Raw genomic sequence first — 13,720 nt, 5'->3', positions numbered from 1 at the left:
GGCCGCCCGGGACCTGGCTCCCGGCTCCGGTCTCAGGCGAACTCGGGGGCGGAGGTCGCCGGTCCGCCGAGCGCGTTCCGGCGCTCGGGCATCCTCAGGGAGACCATGCGGCGCCAGCCGCCGAGCCGCTCGTAGGCGTACATGGCGTGGATGCCCGCCGCCAGGGCCGCCGACTTGGCCTTCGGCCAGCCCAGGATGCGGCCCATGTGGCCCATCACCGCGAGGCTGACGTCCCGGTAGACGCCGATCTCGGCGAGCGCGCACTCGCGCAGCGTGCTCTGGATGAGCCGGCCGTGCCCGGCGGCGGCGAACCGCAGCAACTCCTCGTGGGTGTACGCGAGGTGGTTGTCCTCGTCGTTGGAGATCATCCGGACGGCCCTGCCGACCTCGGGGTGGTCGGCGAAGAACTTCCGCAGCATCACCATCTGGTCGGCGGCCCGCTGCTCGGTCACCCGGCTGTGCGCCAGGTACGTGATGATGTCCCGCACCGTCAGCGGCTGGTCGGCCTTGAGCTTCTCGTGGGCGAGACCGATGCCGTGCCGCTCCAGGAGCATCGTGTAGTCGGCCTCGGGCGGGACGGGAACGGGCTCCACGCCGCGCTTCTTCATCAGGGCGTTGAAGATCCGCCCGTGCTTGTCCTCGTCCGCGCCGTGCCGGGTGATCTTGGGCGCCATGGCCCGCTCGCTCTCGGGCACCAGCGCCGCGATGCGCGCGTTCTCCCAGCCGCCCTGGGTCTCCCCGCTGGCCGCGATGGAGCAGAAGAGCTGGTACGACTCGTCGTTGTCGACAATCTCCTGGAACAGACTCTTGGCCGTCAGCATCGATGGCACCTCTCTGCGTTCCGCAGGGTTCCGTAAAGAACGAGTCAAGTGCGGTACGAGGGGCGCGGCAACAGCTGTGTCGGACAACTCCGCCAAAAGGATGACGCCCAGGGCCATGACGGGGCGTAACCCCGGGCCTCCGGGCGCGTTGATCCCTGTGACGGCCGTGGCGGGGAAGACCCCCGAGCCCCCACCACGGCCGCTGACACTTCCGGGGTTCAGGCGAGGCCCGCGCGCTCCAGCGCCTCACTGCCGGCCCGCAGCGAGGCGATCCGCTCCTCCAGCGTGAAGCCCGCGGGCGCCAGGCTCAGCGTGGTCACACCGGCCGCCGCGTACTGCTTCATCCGGTCCGCGATGCGGTCCACGGAACCCAGCAGCGTCGTCTTGTCGATCAGGTCGTGCGGTACGGCGGCCGCGGCGCCCTGCTTGTCGCCGGAGAGGTACTTCTCCTGGACCTCGGCGGCCGCCTTCTCGTACCCCATGCGACGGGCGAGCTGGTTGTAGAAGTTCTGCTTGGCGCTGCCCATGCCGCCGACGTAGAGCGCGGTGTAGGGGCGGAAGGTGTCGGCGAGCGCGGCCACGTCCTTGTCGTCGCCCACCGCGAGGGGCAGGGTCGGGCAGACGTCGAAGCCGTCGAGGGTCTTGCCCGCCTTCTCGCGGCCGGCCCGCAGATACGTGATCGCGGTGTCCTCCAGGTGCTCGGCGGACGGGAAGATGAGCAGCGCCCCGTCGGCGATCTCCCCGGTCTGCTCCAGGTTCTTGGGGCCGATCGCGGCGATGTACAGCGGGATGTGCTCGCGCTCCGGGTGCACGGTCAGCTTGATCGGCTTGCCGGGGCCGCCGGGCAGCGGCAGCGTCCAGTGCTCGCCCTCGAAGGAGAGCCGCTCGCGGGTCATCGCCTTGCGGACGATCTCCACGTACTCGCGGGTCCGGGAGAGCGGCTTGTCGAACTTGACGCCGTACCAGCCCTCGGAGACCTGCGGTCCGGAGACGCCGAGGCCGAGGCGGAACCGGCCGCCGGAGAGCGAGTCGAGGGTGGCCGCTGTCATCGCGGTCATCGCCGGCTGGCGGGCCGGGATCTGGAAGATGGCCGAGCCCACGTCGATGCGCTCGGTCTGGGCGGCGACCCAGCTCAGCACGGTGGCCGCGTCGGAGCCGTAGGCCTCGGCGGCCCAGCAGACGGCGTAGCCGAGCCGGTCGGCCTCCTGGGCCACGGCCAGATTGTCCGCGTCCATGCCGGCACCCCAGTAACCGAGGTTGATCCCGAGCTGCATGCCGCATTCCCCTTACCGATCAGTAACGTCCCTTGTCCGCAGACCTTAGCGCGGGCGGGCGGATCGGGGCAGGTCGCGGTCGGTGTTCGTGGCGCGCGCCGGGCCCGGCTCCAACTCCCGTGCCCCTGGGGAAACTGGTTGTCCACAGGCCCCCACACGGCAGGTTCTGGCCAGTAATCTCGGCGTTCATGGAGCAGAGGCATCTCGGCCGCACCGGCCTGCGTGTGTCCCGGATCGGGCTCGGCACCCTCACCTGGGGGCGGGACACCGACGAGCACGACGCCGCGGACCTCTTGAAGACGTTCTGGGAGGCGGGCGGATCCCTCGTCGACACCGCGGACGTGTACGGCGACGGGGAGTCCGAGTATCTGCTCGGACGTCTCATAGAAGGGCTCGTGCCGCGCCGGGACCTGGTCATCTCCACGAAGGCGGGCAGCGTGCCCGACCCCGACCGCCGCTTCGACGGCTCGCGCGGCCACCTGCTCTCCGCGCTGGACGCCTCGCTCGCCCGGCTCGGCACGGACTACGTCGACGTGTGGCACGTCCACGCCTACGACCCCGACACCCCGTTGGAGGAGACCCTCCAGGCCCTGGACCTGGCCGTGAGCAGCGGGCGGGCCCGCTACGCCGGGGTCTCCAACTTCTGCGGCTGGCAGCTGGCGAAGGCGGCCACCTGGCAGCTCGCGGCGCCCGGTCTGCGCACCCGGCTGGCGAGCACGCAGATGGAGTACTCGCTGCTGCAACGGGGAGTGGAGCGAGAGGTGCTGCCGGCCGCCCTCGACGCGGGGATCGGCATGCTGCCCTCCTCGCCGCTCGGGCGCGGGGTGCTCACCGGCAAGTACCGCGACGCCACGCCGGTCGACTCGCGGGGCGCCTCGGAGCATCTGGCGCCGTTCGTCGCGCCGTACCTCGACGACACGGCGAGCCGGATCGTGGACGCCGTCGCCACGGCGGCGGACGGGCTCGCGGCGACACCGCTCCAGGTCGCCCTGGCCTGGGTCCGGGACCGGCCGGGCGTGGCCGCGCCGGTGGTCGGCGCGCGCAACGCGCAGCAGCTCGCGGCGGCATTGTCAGTGGAGGCCCTTAGTCTTCCTGACGAGATCTGCCGGGCGCTCGACGACGTGTCGGCGCCCGTGCACCGCTATCCCGATCACGACTGGAGCACGCTGTGAGCACGGAGCCGGAGACCGCCGGGGACGCCGAGGACACCGAGTCGGGGACGCCGGACGTCGCGGAGGCCGTGGAAGAGGGCGCCGGCCCCGCGGCCGGTGAAGGCGCCAAGCAGTTGTCCGAGGCCGAGGCCGAACTCGCCGCCCAGCGGATCGAGCGCGAGCGGATCGAGAAGCGCAAGGCCGAGAAGAGGGCGGCCGTCGCGGCCGGGGCCAAGCTCAGCGGGACGGCGGCCGATCTGCTCGCGGCCGTGCGGGCCGTGGAGAGCGGCGAGAAGCCCGCGGACACCGTCTTCAGCGAGCCGGAACCGCCGCGGCGCCCCGCTCCGGGGGCGGTACGGCAGGCGGGGCCGGTGCCGGCGGCGGTCGCCGCCCCGGCCACGGCTCCCGCGCCGGACACCGTCGAAGCCGTACGGCGGGTGCTGGCCGGGGGCGGTGCCCCGGAGTCCCTCGCGGCGCAGGCCGCCACGACGCTCGGCGACGGGGCCGAGGACCACCTGCGGGCGGATCCCTGGCAGTTGCTGCGTGTCGGCGGGGTGCGCCCCGAGCAGGCCGACGGTTTCGCGCGGGCGCTGCTCGGCGCGGAGTGCGGTCCCGAGGACGAGCGGCGCGGCCGGGCGCTCACCGTCTGGCTGCTGGAGCAGGCCGCTCTGGCCGGGCACACCGCGCTGGAGATGTCGGCCCTCACCGCGGCGCTGACCCAGCGGCACGTGCCGGATCCCGTCGCGGCCGTCCAGGACACCCTGGCGGAGGGCGAGGCCCTGGTGTTCCAGGACGCCCTGGACGAACCGGGCGCGCCCGTCCGGCGGGAGGCGGCGGAGGGCGAGGAGGACGAGGACGAGGAGGAGCGGCCGGTCCGTGTCCTGGTGGGTCTGGAGCGGTACGCCCTCGCGGAGGAGAGCCTCGCCGACGGACTGGCCCGGCTGATCAACTCCGTGCCGAAGGAGGACGGTTCGGCCGCCGCGTGGGAGGAGGCCGCCGCCTCGGCCCCGGGCTCGGCCGCCGAGCTGATCCGCGCGGTCGCGGGCCACGGCCTGGTCCTGCACACCGGCGGCGAGGCCTCCCTCACGGAACCGGCGGCCCTGCTGGGCGCGGCGCGTGGTCTGGGCCTGCGGGCCTGGGCCGCCACCCACAGCCCGATCGGCCGCTCCCGCTTCACGGCCCTGACAGGCAGTTCGGCCGGAACGGACGGCCCTGCTGACGGCTCTTCGGACAGTGCCCAGGAGGCCGGTGTCGCCACCGTCGCCGGACTGCTCTCCGGTGCCGAGGGTCCCGGGCGGGACTCCGACGGGGCGTTCGCGCTCGATCTGCTCGTCGTGCTCGACGCCCCGGCGCTGGACGTGGAGACGGCGGCGCTGCTCGTGGAGTCGCTGCCGGACGGCGCCCGGCTGGTGCTGGCCGGTGATCCGGCGGTGCTGTGGTCCGCGGGTCCCGGGCGGGTCTTCGCGGATCTGCTGGCCGCGCGGATCTGCCCCCAGGTCGCCTCCCGCCGGCCGGACCCCGGGCCGCTGGGCGAGCTGGTCTCGGGCATCGGCGTCGGTGAACTGAGCCAGGTCGAGGCGCCCGGCAAGGAGGTCGTGATCGTGCCGGTGAGGGACGCGGGCGAGGCAGTCCACCGGACCGTGCAGCTCGTCGCGGACTCGGTGCCGCGGGCGCTCGGGGTTCCCGCCGAGGAGACCCAGGTGATCACCCCGGGACACGGCGGCGCGGCCGGCACCCGGGTGCTGAACGCGGCACTGAAGGAGCGGCTCAACCCCGGTCCCGGCCGCTTCGGCGGCTTCGACCCCGGTGACCGCGTCGCCTACTCCCCCGTCCCGGGCCGCACGGTGCCGGGCCGGGTGGTCGGGGCCGACGCGGGCGGGCTGCACCTGTCGTGCGCCGGCGAGGCGGTCGTCGTACCGAAGGAGCGGGTGGAGCAGTCCGTGCGACACGGGTGGGCGCTGACCGCGCACCAGGCGGTGGGCGGCAGATGGCCTGCCGTGGTCGCGGTGCTGCCCGGGGACGCGGCGCAGGCTCTCAGCCGGCCGTGGGTCTACACGGCGTTCGGACGGGCGGACCGGCATCTGTCCGTGGTCCACGGCGTGGAGCAGGCACTGCCCCGGGCCGTGGCCGAGGTCGTGGCCAGGCCGCGCACGACCCGGCTTCCCGTGCTGCTGGCCCCGCAGGTACCGACGGCCGACTGACCCGGCGCGGGAGTCCTCGTGACGAGGGCCCGTACAGGACAGCGGCGGCGCCGCCGGAGGTCGGTCTCCGGTGGCGCCGCCGCTGCCGTACGGGCCCGGCCGTCGGATCAGCGATCCGCGTCCAGGGGCTCCAGGTCCTCGTCCTCGTCCAGTTCCGCGTCGAGGTCGTCGGCGTCCTCGATGTCGTCCCCGTCGTCCACGTCATCGATCTCGTCGTCGAAGACCGCGCTGACGTCGAAGCGACAGACCACCCGCTGCTCGTCGACCTGCTCGAACGGGGCTTCCAGCCACTCGCCGGGATCGGCCGCTTCGTCCGAGGCCGTGACCCAGAGGGTGGAGTCGCCCTCCTCCAGACCGAACTCCTTGTGCCGGGAGGCGATCTCGTCCGGTTCGAACTCGCCGAACAGCAGGCCCAGTGCGCCGTGGACCGTGCCGGACGCCACGCCTGCCGCGGCCTCGTCGTCCGCGGCCTCCACCCGCTGGGCCTGTGCCAGCAGCCGCTGCGGCTCCACCACGGCGTAGTCGCGGCGGATCAGCACGCTCAGCGCGTTCGGCTCCTCCGGGCCGGTGTACGGGGGCAGCGATTCCTCCGCCGCGGGGATCTCGAAGGGCGTGACCTCGTCGTATCGGTCGTAGAGCAGTTCGTCGTACGTCTCGGCGGCCGCGGCCAGCTCGTTGAACGCTTCGTAGACGGCCGGGTCGTCCTCGCCCGACCTGCGCTCGACCGCCGCCAGGTGGCGGTCGAGCGCGGTCTTGACCGCCTCGGCGGCGGCGCGTACCTCGGCAGCGGTGGGCTGCACAGCATCAGACATAGTGCAGACGCTATCCGTAGCGGGGCTCTGCCCGCACAATAGATGCGATGCCGGAATACGAATTTGTCGACGTGTACGTACCGCGCGGGGTCTCCCGCAAGGACGCCACTCGTCTGCTGACGGACCATGCCGAGTACGGTCACTGGGAGTTGGACCGCCTGAGCCTGCTGCGCGACGGCAGCCGCAGGGTGCGGCTGCGACGGCGGATCATCCGCCAGGTACGCGCCACGTGGTGAACTGAGGCGACAAAAACGGAGCGGGCCCACCGAGGCAGGGCCCGCTCCGCGGCGTGCACCGCCGGGGAGGTTCGCGGTGCTTCGATCACTCCTGCCCCGGTTCACACAGAGGCGCGGGCCTTGCGGTAGAGCACGACTCCCGCCAGCAGCGCCCCCGCACCCACCGGAAGCGCGAGGCCCATCGGCAGGTCACTGCCGGTGTGCGCGAGCTGGGCCGAGCCGCCGTGGGGCTGGGTGACGGTCTGGGTACCGGGCTGGTTGCCGCCCGGCTTGCCGCCCTCCGGAGCGGGCGGGGTGGCGGGGTCGCCCGGTCCGCCGGGCTGTCCCGGGCCGCCCGGTCCACCGGGCTGCTCCGGGGTGCCGGGGTTGCCGGGGTGCTCGCTGCCGGGCGGGGTGGTTCCGCCGGGAGGCGTGCCGGTGTGCCCGCCGCCGTTGGAGCAGTCGTTGCCGGTGGTGCTGTTGCCCACCCCGACGACGTCCACGCTGTTGCCGCAGGCGTTCACCGGGGCGTGGATCGGCACCTCGACATGGTTGCCCGAGCCGACGCCCGGGGAGTCGCCGGTGTGTCCGCCGGAGTGCGAGCCTCCGGAGCCCCCGTAGCCGTCATCGGTCTCGACGCCGGTGTTGACGCACTTGTTGCCCATCGCCGGGTTGAGCACCCCGACGACATTGACCGTGTTGCCGCAGACGTTGACCGGTGCGTTCACCGGCGCCTGCACCGAGTTGCCCGACAGCACACCGGGCGAGTTGGAAGCGGAACCGTGCGCGCCCGAGTCGGCGTGCGCGGCACCCCCCGTGGCGGCGATCACGCCGGTCGCGGCGGCCACGGTCATCAGGCCTTTGCGGGTGACCTGTCGCATTTACTGATCCCTGCCTTTCGACGTTGTCCCGTAATTTCTCGAACATGTATCGAGATCATCAACGTTCTCGGTGCTCGAAAAGAAACCGTTCCGAAAAGGCCCGTCGGCCCCGGAGCACATGGCGTGTGCTCCGGGGCCGACGGGCTCAGCCCCTCACGGGGCGAGGCACAACGTCACTTGTTGATGCAGGTGTTGCCGAAGGCGGGGTTCAGCAGCCCGATCACGGAGACCGTGTTGCCGCAGACGTTCACCGGGATGTGAACGGGAACCTGGACCACGTTGCCGGACAGGACGCCCGGGGAGTGCACGGCGGCACCCTGGGCACCCGAGTCGGCGACGGCCATGCCCGCACCCGCGAGAACCAGGCCACCAGTGGCAGCCGCAGCAGCGACGACCTTCTTGATCATTATTCCTCCTTGTTGGCAATGCGATCCCAAGTAGCGGATCGCATCACCTGTAACGAGGAGGGAGTAATGGAGCTACGAGCTTATCGTCGCATTCACTCTTCCCAGTGGGGTCCGCACATCCGAGCGAATACTGAAGTGTCGTTTCAGTAAGGCAATTCAGGACGCGCTGATTCAGGACGCGTCGATGAACCGGTCGAGCACCCGCACGCCGAATTGCAGCCCGTCCACCGGTACCCGCTCGTCGACGCCGTGGAACATCCCGGCGAAGTCCAGCTCCGGCGGCAGCTTCAGCGGCGCGAAACCGAAGCCGCGGATGCCGAGGTCGTCGAAGGACTTGGCGTCGGTGCCGCCGGAGAGCATGTAGGGGATGGCCTTCGCGGTCGGGTCCTCGGCGAGCAGCGAGGACTGCATCGCCTCGACCAGCGCGCCGTCGAAGGACGTCTCCAGGGCCTTGTCGGAGTGCACGTCCTCGCGCCGCACGGTCGGGCCGAGGATCCGGTCGAGGTCGGCGAGGAACTCCTCCTCGTGCCCCGGCAGGAAGCGCCCGTCGACGTGGGCGGTGGCCTCGCCGGGGATGACGTTGACCTTGTAGCCGGCGTTCAGCTGGGTGGGGTTGGCGGTGTTGCTGAGGGTGGCGCCGATCAGCTTGGCGATGCCGCCGAGCCGGGCGAGGGTCGACTCCATGTCCTCCGGGTCGAGTTCGGTGCCGAGCGCGTCGCCGAGTTCGTCGAGGAAGGCCCGGGTGGTCTTGGTGACCCGCACCGGGAACGTGTGCCGGCCGAGCCGGGCGACGGCCTCCGACAGTTCGGTGATGGCGTTGTCCCGGTGGATCATCGACCCGTGCCCGGCGGTGCCGGCCACGGTCAGCTTCATCCAGTGCATGCCCTTCTCGGCCGTCTGGATCAGATAGAGCCGCCGCTGCTCGCTGACCGTGAAGGAGAAGCCGCCCACCTCGCTGATCGCCTCGGTGACGCCCTCGAAGAGCTCGGGGTGGTTCTTCACGAGGTGCTTGGCGCCGTACGTGCCGCCCGCCTCCTCGTCCGCGAGGAAGGCCAGCACGATGTCCCGGGGCGGCCTGCGCCCGCTGCGCATCCGGTCGCGCACGACCGCCAGGGTCATCGCGTCCATGTCCTTCATGTCGACCGCGCCCCGGCCCCACACGCACCCGTCCGCGACCTCGCCGGAGAAGGGGTGGTGGGTCCAGTCGACCGCGTTGGCCGGTACGACGTCGAGGTGGCCGTGGATGAGCAGGGCCGGCCGGGACGGGTCCTCGCCCTCGATGCGGGCCACGGTGGAGGCGCGACCCGGGTGCGACTCGAAGATCCTGGGTTCGAGGCCGACCTCGGCGAGCTTCTCGGCGGCCCACTCGGCCGCCTTGCGCTCACCCGGGCCCGAGTGGTCGCCGTAGTTGCTGGTGTCGATCTGGATCAGCTCGCGGCAGAGGTCCACGACCTCGTCCTGACCGGTGACTCCCCTGGCCGTGTCCGTCTCGCTCACGCTGTTCCTCCCGCGCTGTCGCTGCTGGTGGTTCCCCCTCATCCTCTCTCTCCGGCGGCACCCGCCCAAGACCGGTCCCGGCCCGTCACAAGCCGTTCACGCCGGCGTGGGGGGGTTGATCGGGCACTCTCGGAAGCCTGGTAATGTTTCCTTCGTCGCCGCGAGGGAAACCCCGCACGACAGACACCTTGTCCGGGTGGCGGAATGGCAGACGCGCTAGCTTGAGGTGCTAGTGCCCTTTATCGGGCGTGGGGGTTCAAGTCCCCCCTCGGACACTGACGGTGAAGGCCGCGACCATCAGGTCGCGGCCTTCGCCCGTTGTGTGGGGCATGTCTCGTCCGCACGAAGATCACCAGGTCAGCCGGGGTGCCGTCGGCCCCGTACGGCCGCTCCGGGTGGCGAAGCGAGAGGCCCGAACCTAGCGTCGTACTAAAATTTCCGGCTTGTTACGGACAGGAGCTGGACCCGGACAACCCCAGGCAGACCTGCGGGCCCCGCCAGCGCCCCGGACTTCCGGGATCGAGACGCGAGGACCCGATGGCAGCCACACACGAGAGCAGCGCTCTCGGTCTGCTCGACGAAGAGATACGCGAGCGGTTCGGCGACACGGCACGTTTCTCCGGGGGGCCGGCGGCTTCCGCGCGCACGCTCGTCGACATCTTCGACGCCTCCGTGCGGTCGTACCCGAACGAACTCGCCCTGGACGACGGGACTTCTCGGCTCACCTACCGGCAGCTCGCCGTGGAGGTGGAGGACCTGCGGCGCGCGCTGGCCGGTGCCGGGGTCGGGCTCGGGGACCGGGTGGGGGTCCGGGTGCCGTCCGGGACCAATGAGCTGTACGTGGCGATCCTGGCCGTGCTGGCGGCCGGTGCCGCCTATGTGCCCGTGGACGCCGAGGACCCGGACGAGCGGGCCGAGCTGGTGTTCGGGGAGGCGGAGGTCCGGGCCGTGATCGGGGCCGGGCACGAGCTGGTCCTGAACGGGCGCTCCGACGTCCCCGCCGCCCGGCCCGGCATCGAGCACGACGCATGGATCATCTTCACCTCCGGGTCGACCGGGAAGCCCAAGGGCGTCGCCGTCAGCCATCGCAGCGCGGCGGCGTTCGTGGACGCCGAGGCGGCCCTGTTCCTCGCCGAGGAGCCGATCGGGCCCGGTGACCGGGTCATGGCGGGGCTGTCGGTGGCCTTCGACGCGTCCTGCGAGGAGATGTGGCTGGCGTGGCGGTACGGGGCCTGTCTGGTGCCGGTGCCCCGGTCGCAGGTCAGGAGCGGGGCTGATCTCGGGCCCTGGCTGGTCGAGCAGGAGATCACCGTCGTCTCGACGGTGCCGACGCTGGCCGCGCTGTGGGAGCCGGAGACCCTCAACGACGTACGGCTGCTGATCTTCGGCGGTGAGGCCTGTCCGCCGGAGCTGGCGCAGCGGCTGGTGACGGAGGGGCGCGAGGTGTGGAACACCTACGGGCCCACCGAGGCGACCGTGGTGGCCTGTGCCTCGCTGATGAGCGGGGCCGAGCCGATCCGGATCGGGCTGCCGCTGAACGGCTGGGAGCTGGCCGTCGTCGACGAGGCCGGGGAGCCGGTGCCGATGGGCGGCACCGGGCAGCTGGTGATCGGCGGGGTGGGGCTGGCCCGGTACCTGGACGCCGAGAAGGACGCGGAGAAGTACGCGCCGCTGAAGTCGCTGGGCTGGGAGCGGGCGTACCGCAGCGGGGACCTGGTCAAGGCCGAGCCCGAGGGGCTGGTGTTCCTGGGCCGGGCGGACGAGCAGATCAAGCTGGGCGGGCGGCGGATCGAGCTCGGTGAGGTGGATGCCGCCTTGCAGGCGCTGCCCGGGGTCGCGGGGGCCGCGGCCGCCGTACGGACCGCGCGCAGCGGCAATCAGCTGCTGGTCGGGTATGTCGTCACCCAGGACGGGTGGGACCACGCGGCGGCCGTCGAGAAGCTGCGGGCCGAGCTGCCCGCCGCGCTCGTCCCGCTGCTCGCGCCGGTCGAGGACCTGCCGACCCGTACCAGCGGCAAGGTGGACCGGAGCGCGCTGCCCTGGCCGCTGAAGGAGCTGGAGAACGCGGGTCCGGTCGAGCAGCTCTACGGCACCGAGGCGTGGCTCGCCGAGCAGTGGAGCGAGGTGCTCGGCATCCCCGTGGCGAGCGCGCGGGACGACTTCTTCGCGATCGGCGGCGGCAGCCTGGCCGCCGCCCAGCTGACCACTCGGCTGCGGACCCGCTACCCGAGCGCCGCCGTCCTGGACATCTACCAGCAGCCCGTGCTGCGCAAGCTGGCCCGGCACCTGGAGGAGTCCGCGCAGGACGACGGGGCCGAGCGGGTCGTCGCCCCGGTGCCGGTGCGCGCCCAGGTGATCCAGCTTCTGCTGCTGGTCCCGCTGTTCACGCTGATGGGGCTGCGCTGGAGCGTGGTGCTGGCCGCTGCCGGGAATCTGTTGCCCGGGTACGCCTGGCTGCCGACGGCCCCCTGGTGGCTGGTCGCGGCCGGGGCGGTGCTGCTGTTCAGTCCGCCCGGTCGGCTCGCGCTCGCCGCGGGCGGGGCGCGGCTGCTGCTGCGCGGGGTGCGGCCGGGACGGTACGCGCGCGGCGGCGGGGTGCACTTGCGGCTGTGGACCGCCGAGCGGCTGGCCGAGTTCAGCGGCGCGACCTCGCTGACCGGGGCGTGGCTGGAGCGGTACGCGCGGGCGCTGGGCGCCAGGATCGGTCCCGACGTGGATCTGCACTCGCTGCCGCCGGTCACCGGCATGCTCAGGCTGGGGCGGGGCGCGGCCGTCGAGTCCGAGGTGGACCTGTCGGGCTGGTGGCTGGACGGCGACCGGCTGGAGATCGGCGCGGTCAGGGTCGGCGCGCACGCCGTGGTCGGCACGCGCAGCATGCTCTTCCCGGGCGCCCGGGTCGGCAAGCGGGCCGAGGTGGCGCCGGGTTCGGCCGTGACCGGCCAGATCCCCACCGGGCAGCGGTGGGCGGGCGCCCCCGCGGTCAAGCTCGGCAAGGCCAAGCGGAACTGGCCCAAGGAGCGGCCGGTGCGGGGCACGTACTGGCGTGTCATGTACGGCATCACGGGCTTCGCGCTCACCGCGCTGCCCGTGCTGGCCGGAGCGGCCGCGTTCCTCGTGGCCCGGGTGTTCTTCACCCCGGACGCGCCGCTGACGGGCGCCGCCCTGGCTCTCATACCGGCGACGCTCGCCTTCGGCCTGGCGTACGCGCTGCTGCTCCTGATCGCCGTACGGCTGCTGAGCCTGGGGCTGCGCGAGGGCACGTATCCGACGCACAGCAGGGTGGGCTGGCAGGCCTGGACGGTCACGCAGCTGATGGACCGCTCGCGGGAGACGCTGTTCCCGCTGTACGCGGGCCTGGTCACGCCGGTGTGGCTGCGGCTGCTCGGAATGCGGATCGGGCGGGGCGCCGAGGTGTCGACGGTGCTGGCGCTGCCGAGCCTGACGACGGTCGGCGAGGGCGCGTTCCTGGCCGACGACACGCTGACCGCGCCGTACGAGCTGGGCGGCGGCTGGATGCGGATCGGGCGGGCCGAGATCGGGCGGCGGGCCTTCCTCGGGAACTCGGGGATGACCGCTCCGGGGCGGTCCGTGCCGGACGGTGGGCTGGTCGGGGTGTTGTCGGCGACGCCGAAGAAGGCCAAGAAGGGCACCTCGTACCTGGGGCTGCCGCCGGTGAAGCTGCCCCGCAGCACGAGCGGCGGGGACCAGAGCCGGACCTACGACCCGCCGGCGCGGCTGCTGTGGGCGCGCGGTGTGGTGGAGCTGTGCCGGATCGTGCCGGTGTTCTGCTCGGCGTGGCTGGCGGTGCTGACGGTGGCGGCGCTGTGTGCGCTGGCGTCGCTGGGCGCCTGGGCGCCGCTGCTGTCGGGGCTCGTGCTGTTCGGCGCGGGGATCACGGCCGGTCTGGTGTCGGTGGCGGCCAAGTGGGCGCTCGTCGGCCGGCACCGCGCCGGGGAGCATCCCCTGTGGAGCGGGTTCGTGTGGCGCAACGAGCTGGCGGACACCTTCGTCGAGGTGCTGGCCGTGCCCTGGCTGGCCGGTGCCGTACCGGGGACGCCGGTGATGACGGCGTGGCTGCGCGGGCTCGGCGCACGGATCGGCAGGGGCGTGTGGGTGGAGAGCTACTGGCTGCCCGAGACCGACCTGGTGACCCTGGGCGACGCGGCGACGGTGAACCGGGGCTGTGTGCTCCAGACGCACCTCTTCCACGACCGGATCTTGCGGACGGATACTGTGGTCCTCCGTGAGGGCGCGACGCTGGGTCCTGGCGGAATCGTCCTGCCCGGCAGCTCGGTGGGGGCCCGTACGACCCTGGGCCCCGCGTCGCTGGTCATGGCCGCGGAGTCCGTCCCCGACGACACCCGCTGGCTGGGCAATCCGATCGAGGCATGGCGACCCTGAGCACGGGCCACTCGGAACGGGAGGGCGGTGCACCGAGTCCGAGCGCAGTGCAGGGAGCAG

The 13,720-nt window shown here is 72.5% G+C and carries 10 protein-coding genes and 1 tRNA gene; 5 read left to right on the top strand and 6 right to left on the bottom strand.

All coding sequences use genetic code 11. The features are described from left to right. Positions 1-32 precede the first annotated feature (32 nt). Together K4B79_RS27335 and K4B79_RS27330 are read right to left on the bottom strand one after the other, a co-directional pair. Positions 33-821, bottom strand: a complete 789-nt coding sequence (locus K4B79_RS27335; RefSeq protein WP_232029590.1) for a ferritin-like domain-containing protein — start codon at positions 819-821, stop codon at positions 33-35. A 218-nt stretch (positions 822-1,039) separates the two neighbouring features. Continuing rightward, on the bottom strand, positions 1,040-2,095 hold the full coding sequence (locus K4B79_RS27330) for an LLM class F420-dependent oxidoreductase (RefSeq protein ID WP_232029589.1): 1,056 nt from the start codon (positions 2,093-2,095) through the stop codon (positions 1,040-1,042). 188 nt (positions 2,096-2,283) lie between these two features. On the opposite strand from K4B79_RS27330, the gene K4B79_RS27325 reads away from it, so the two are divergent. After that, positions 2,284-3,267 carry an aldo/keto reductase gene (locus tag K4B79_RS27325; protein ID WP_232029588.1) on the top strand — a complete coding sequence of 328 codons (984 nt, stop codon included), beginning with the start codon at positions 2,284-2,286 and terminating at the stop codon, positions 3,265-3,267. Continuing rightward, a complete protein-coding gene (locus tag K4B79_RS27320) occupies positions 3,264-5,447 on the top strand; it encodes a helix-hairpin-helix domain-containing protein (RefSeq protein WP_232029587.1) in 2,184 nt (727 codons plus the stop codon). The genes K4B79_RS27325 and K4B79_RS27320 overlap by 4 nt, the downstream gene beginning before the upstream one ends. A gap of 107 nt (positions 5,448-5,554) precedes the next feature. Here K4B79_RS27320 and K4B79_RS27315 read toward each other — a convergent pair whose 3' ends face one another. Beyond that, entirely contained in the window at positions 5,555-6,259 is a 705-nt protein-coding gene (locus K4B79_RS27315; protein ID WP_232029586.1) for a hypothetical protein, read from the bottom strand. Positions 6,260-6,306: 47 nt separating this feature from the next. Here K4B79_RS27315 and K4B79_RS27310 point away from each other — a divergent pair, with 47 nt between their 5' ends. Then, positions 6,307-6,495 (top strand): DUF5703 family protein, encoded by a 189-nt coding sequence (locus K4B79_RS27310; RefSeq protein ID WP_005485166.1) that lies wholly within the window; start codon positions 6,307-6,309, stop codon positions 6,493-6,495. A gap of 101 nt (positions 6,496-6,596) precedes the next feature. On the opposite strand, the gene K4B79_RS27305 is transcribed toward K4B79_RS27310, so the two are convergent. The 3 genes from K4B79_RS27305 to K4B79_RS27295 all read right to left on the bottom strand — a co-directional run bounded on the left by K4B79_RS27305 (position 6,597) and on the right by K4B79_RS27295 (position 9,259). After that, positions 6,597-7,355, bottom strand: coding sequence for a chaplin (locus K4B79_RS27305; protein ID WP_232029585.1), 759 nt, complete (start codon positions 7,353-7,355; stop codon positions 6,597-6,599). Positions 7,356-7,528: 173 nt separating this feature from the next. Further along, positions 7,529-7,762 carry a chaplin ChpH gene (gene chpH, locus K4B79_RS27300; RefSeq protein WP_232029584.1) on the bottom strand — a complete coding sequence of 78 codons (234 nt, stop codon included), beginning with the start codon at positions 7,760-7,762 and terminating at the stop codon, positions 7,529-7,531. Between the two features lie 171 nt (positions 7,763-7,933). After that, on the bottom strand, positions 7,934-9,259 hold the full coding sequence (locus K4B79_RS27295; protein WP_232029583.1) for a M20/M25/M40 family metallo-hydrolase: 1,326 nt from the start codon (positions 9,257-9,259) through the stop codon (positions 7,934-7,936). Positions 9,260-9,449: 190 nt separating this feature from the next. Between K4B79_RS27295 and K4B79_RS27290 the strand changes: the two genes are divergently transcribed. After that, positions 9,450-9,534, top strand: a tRNA-Leu gene (locus tag K4B79_RS27290). Between the two features lie 262 nt (positions 9,535-9,796). After that, positions 9,797-13,660: a Pls/PosA family non-ribosomal peptide synthetase gene (locus tag K4B79_RS27285; RefSeq protein WP_232029582.1), complete on the top strand. Its 3,864-nt coding sequence runs from the start codon at positions 9,797-9,799 to the stop codon at positions 13,658-13,660. The last annotated feature ends 60 nt before the right edge of the window (positions 13,661-13,720 follow it).

Source organism: Streptomyces lincolnensis (assembly GCF_021173675.1).
Lineage (GTDB): Bacteria > Actinomycetota > Actinomycetes > Streptomycetales > Streptomycetaceae > Streptomyces > Streptomyces lincolnensis_B.
Note: the sequence above shows the minus strand (reverse complement) of the source record. Positions and strands in the feature narration are given on the sequence as shown.

Bases quoted from the DNA above. Each gene is read 5' to 3' on its own strand.
- K4B79_RS27335 (WP_232029590.1), bottom strand. From the start codon at position 821: ATGCTGACGGCCAAGAGTCTGTTCCAGGAGATTGTCGACAACGACGAG.
- K4B79_RS27305 (WP_232029585.1), bottom strand. From the start codon at position 7,355: ATGCGACAGGTCACCCGCAAAGGCCTGATGACCGTGGCCGCCGCGACC.
- K4B79_RS27315 (WP_232029586.1), bottom strand. From the start codon at position 6,259: ATGTCTGATGCTGTGCAGCCCACCGCTGCCGAGGTACGCGCCGCCGCC.
- K4B79_RS27310 (WP_005485166.1), top strand. From the start codon at position 6,307: ATGCCGGAATACGAATTTGTCGACGTGTACGTACCGCGCGGGGTCTCC.
- K4B79_RS27325 (WP_232029588.1), top strand. From the start codon at position 2,284: ATGGAGCAGAGGCATCTCGGCCGCACCGGCCTGCGTGTGTCCCGGATC.
- K4B79_RS27285 (WP_232029582.1), top strand. From the start codon at position 9,797: ATGGCAGCCACACACGAGAGCAGCGCTCTCGGTCTGCTCGACGAAGAG.
- K4B79_RS27330 (WP_232029589.1), bottom strand. From the start codon at position 2,095: ATGCAGCTCGGGATCAACCTCGGTTACTGGGGTGCCGGCATGGACGCG.
- chpH (WP_232029584.1), bottom strand. From the start codon at position 7,762: ATGATCAAGAAGGTCGTCGCTGCTGCGGCTGCCACTGGTGGCCTGGTT.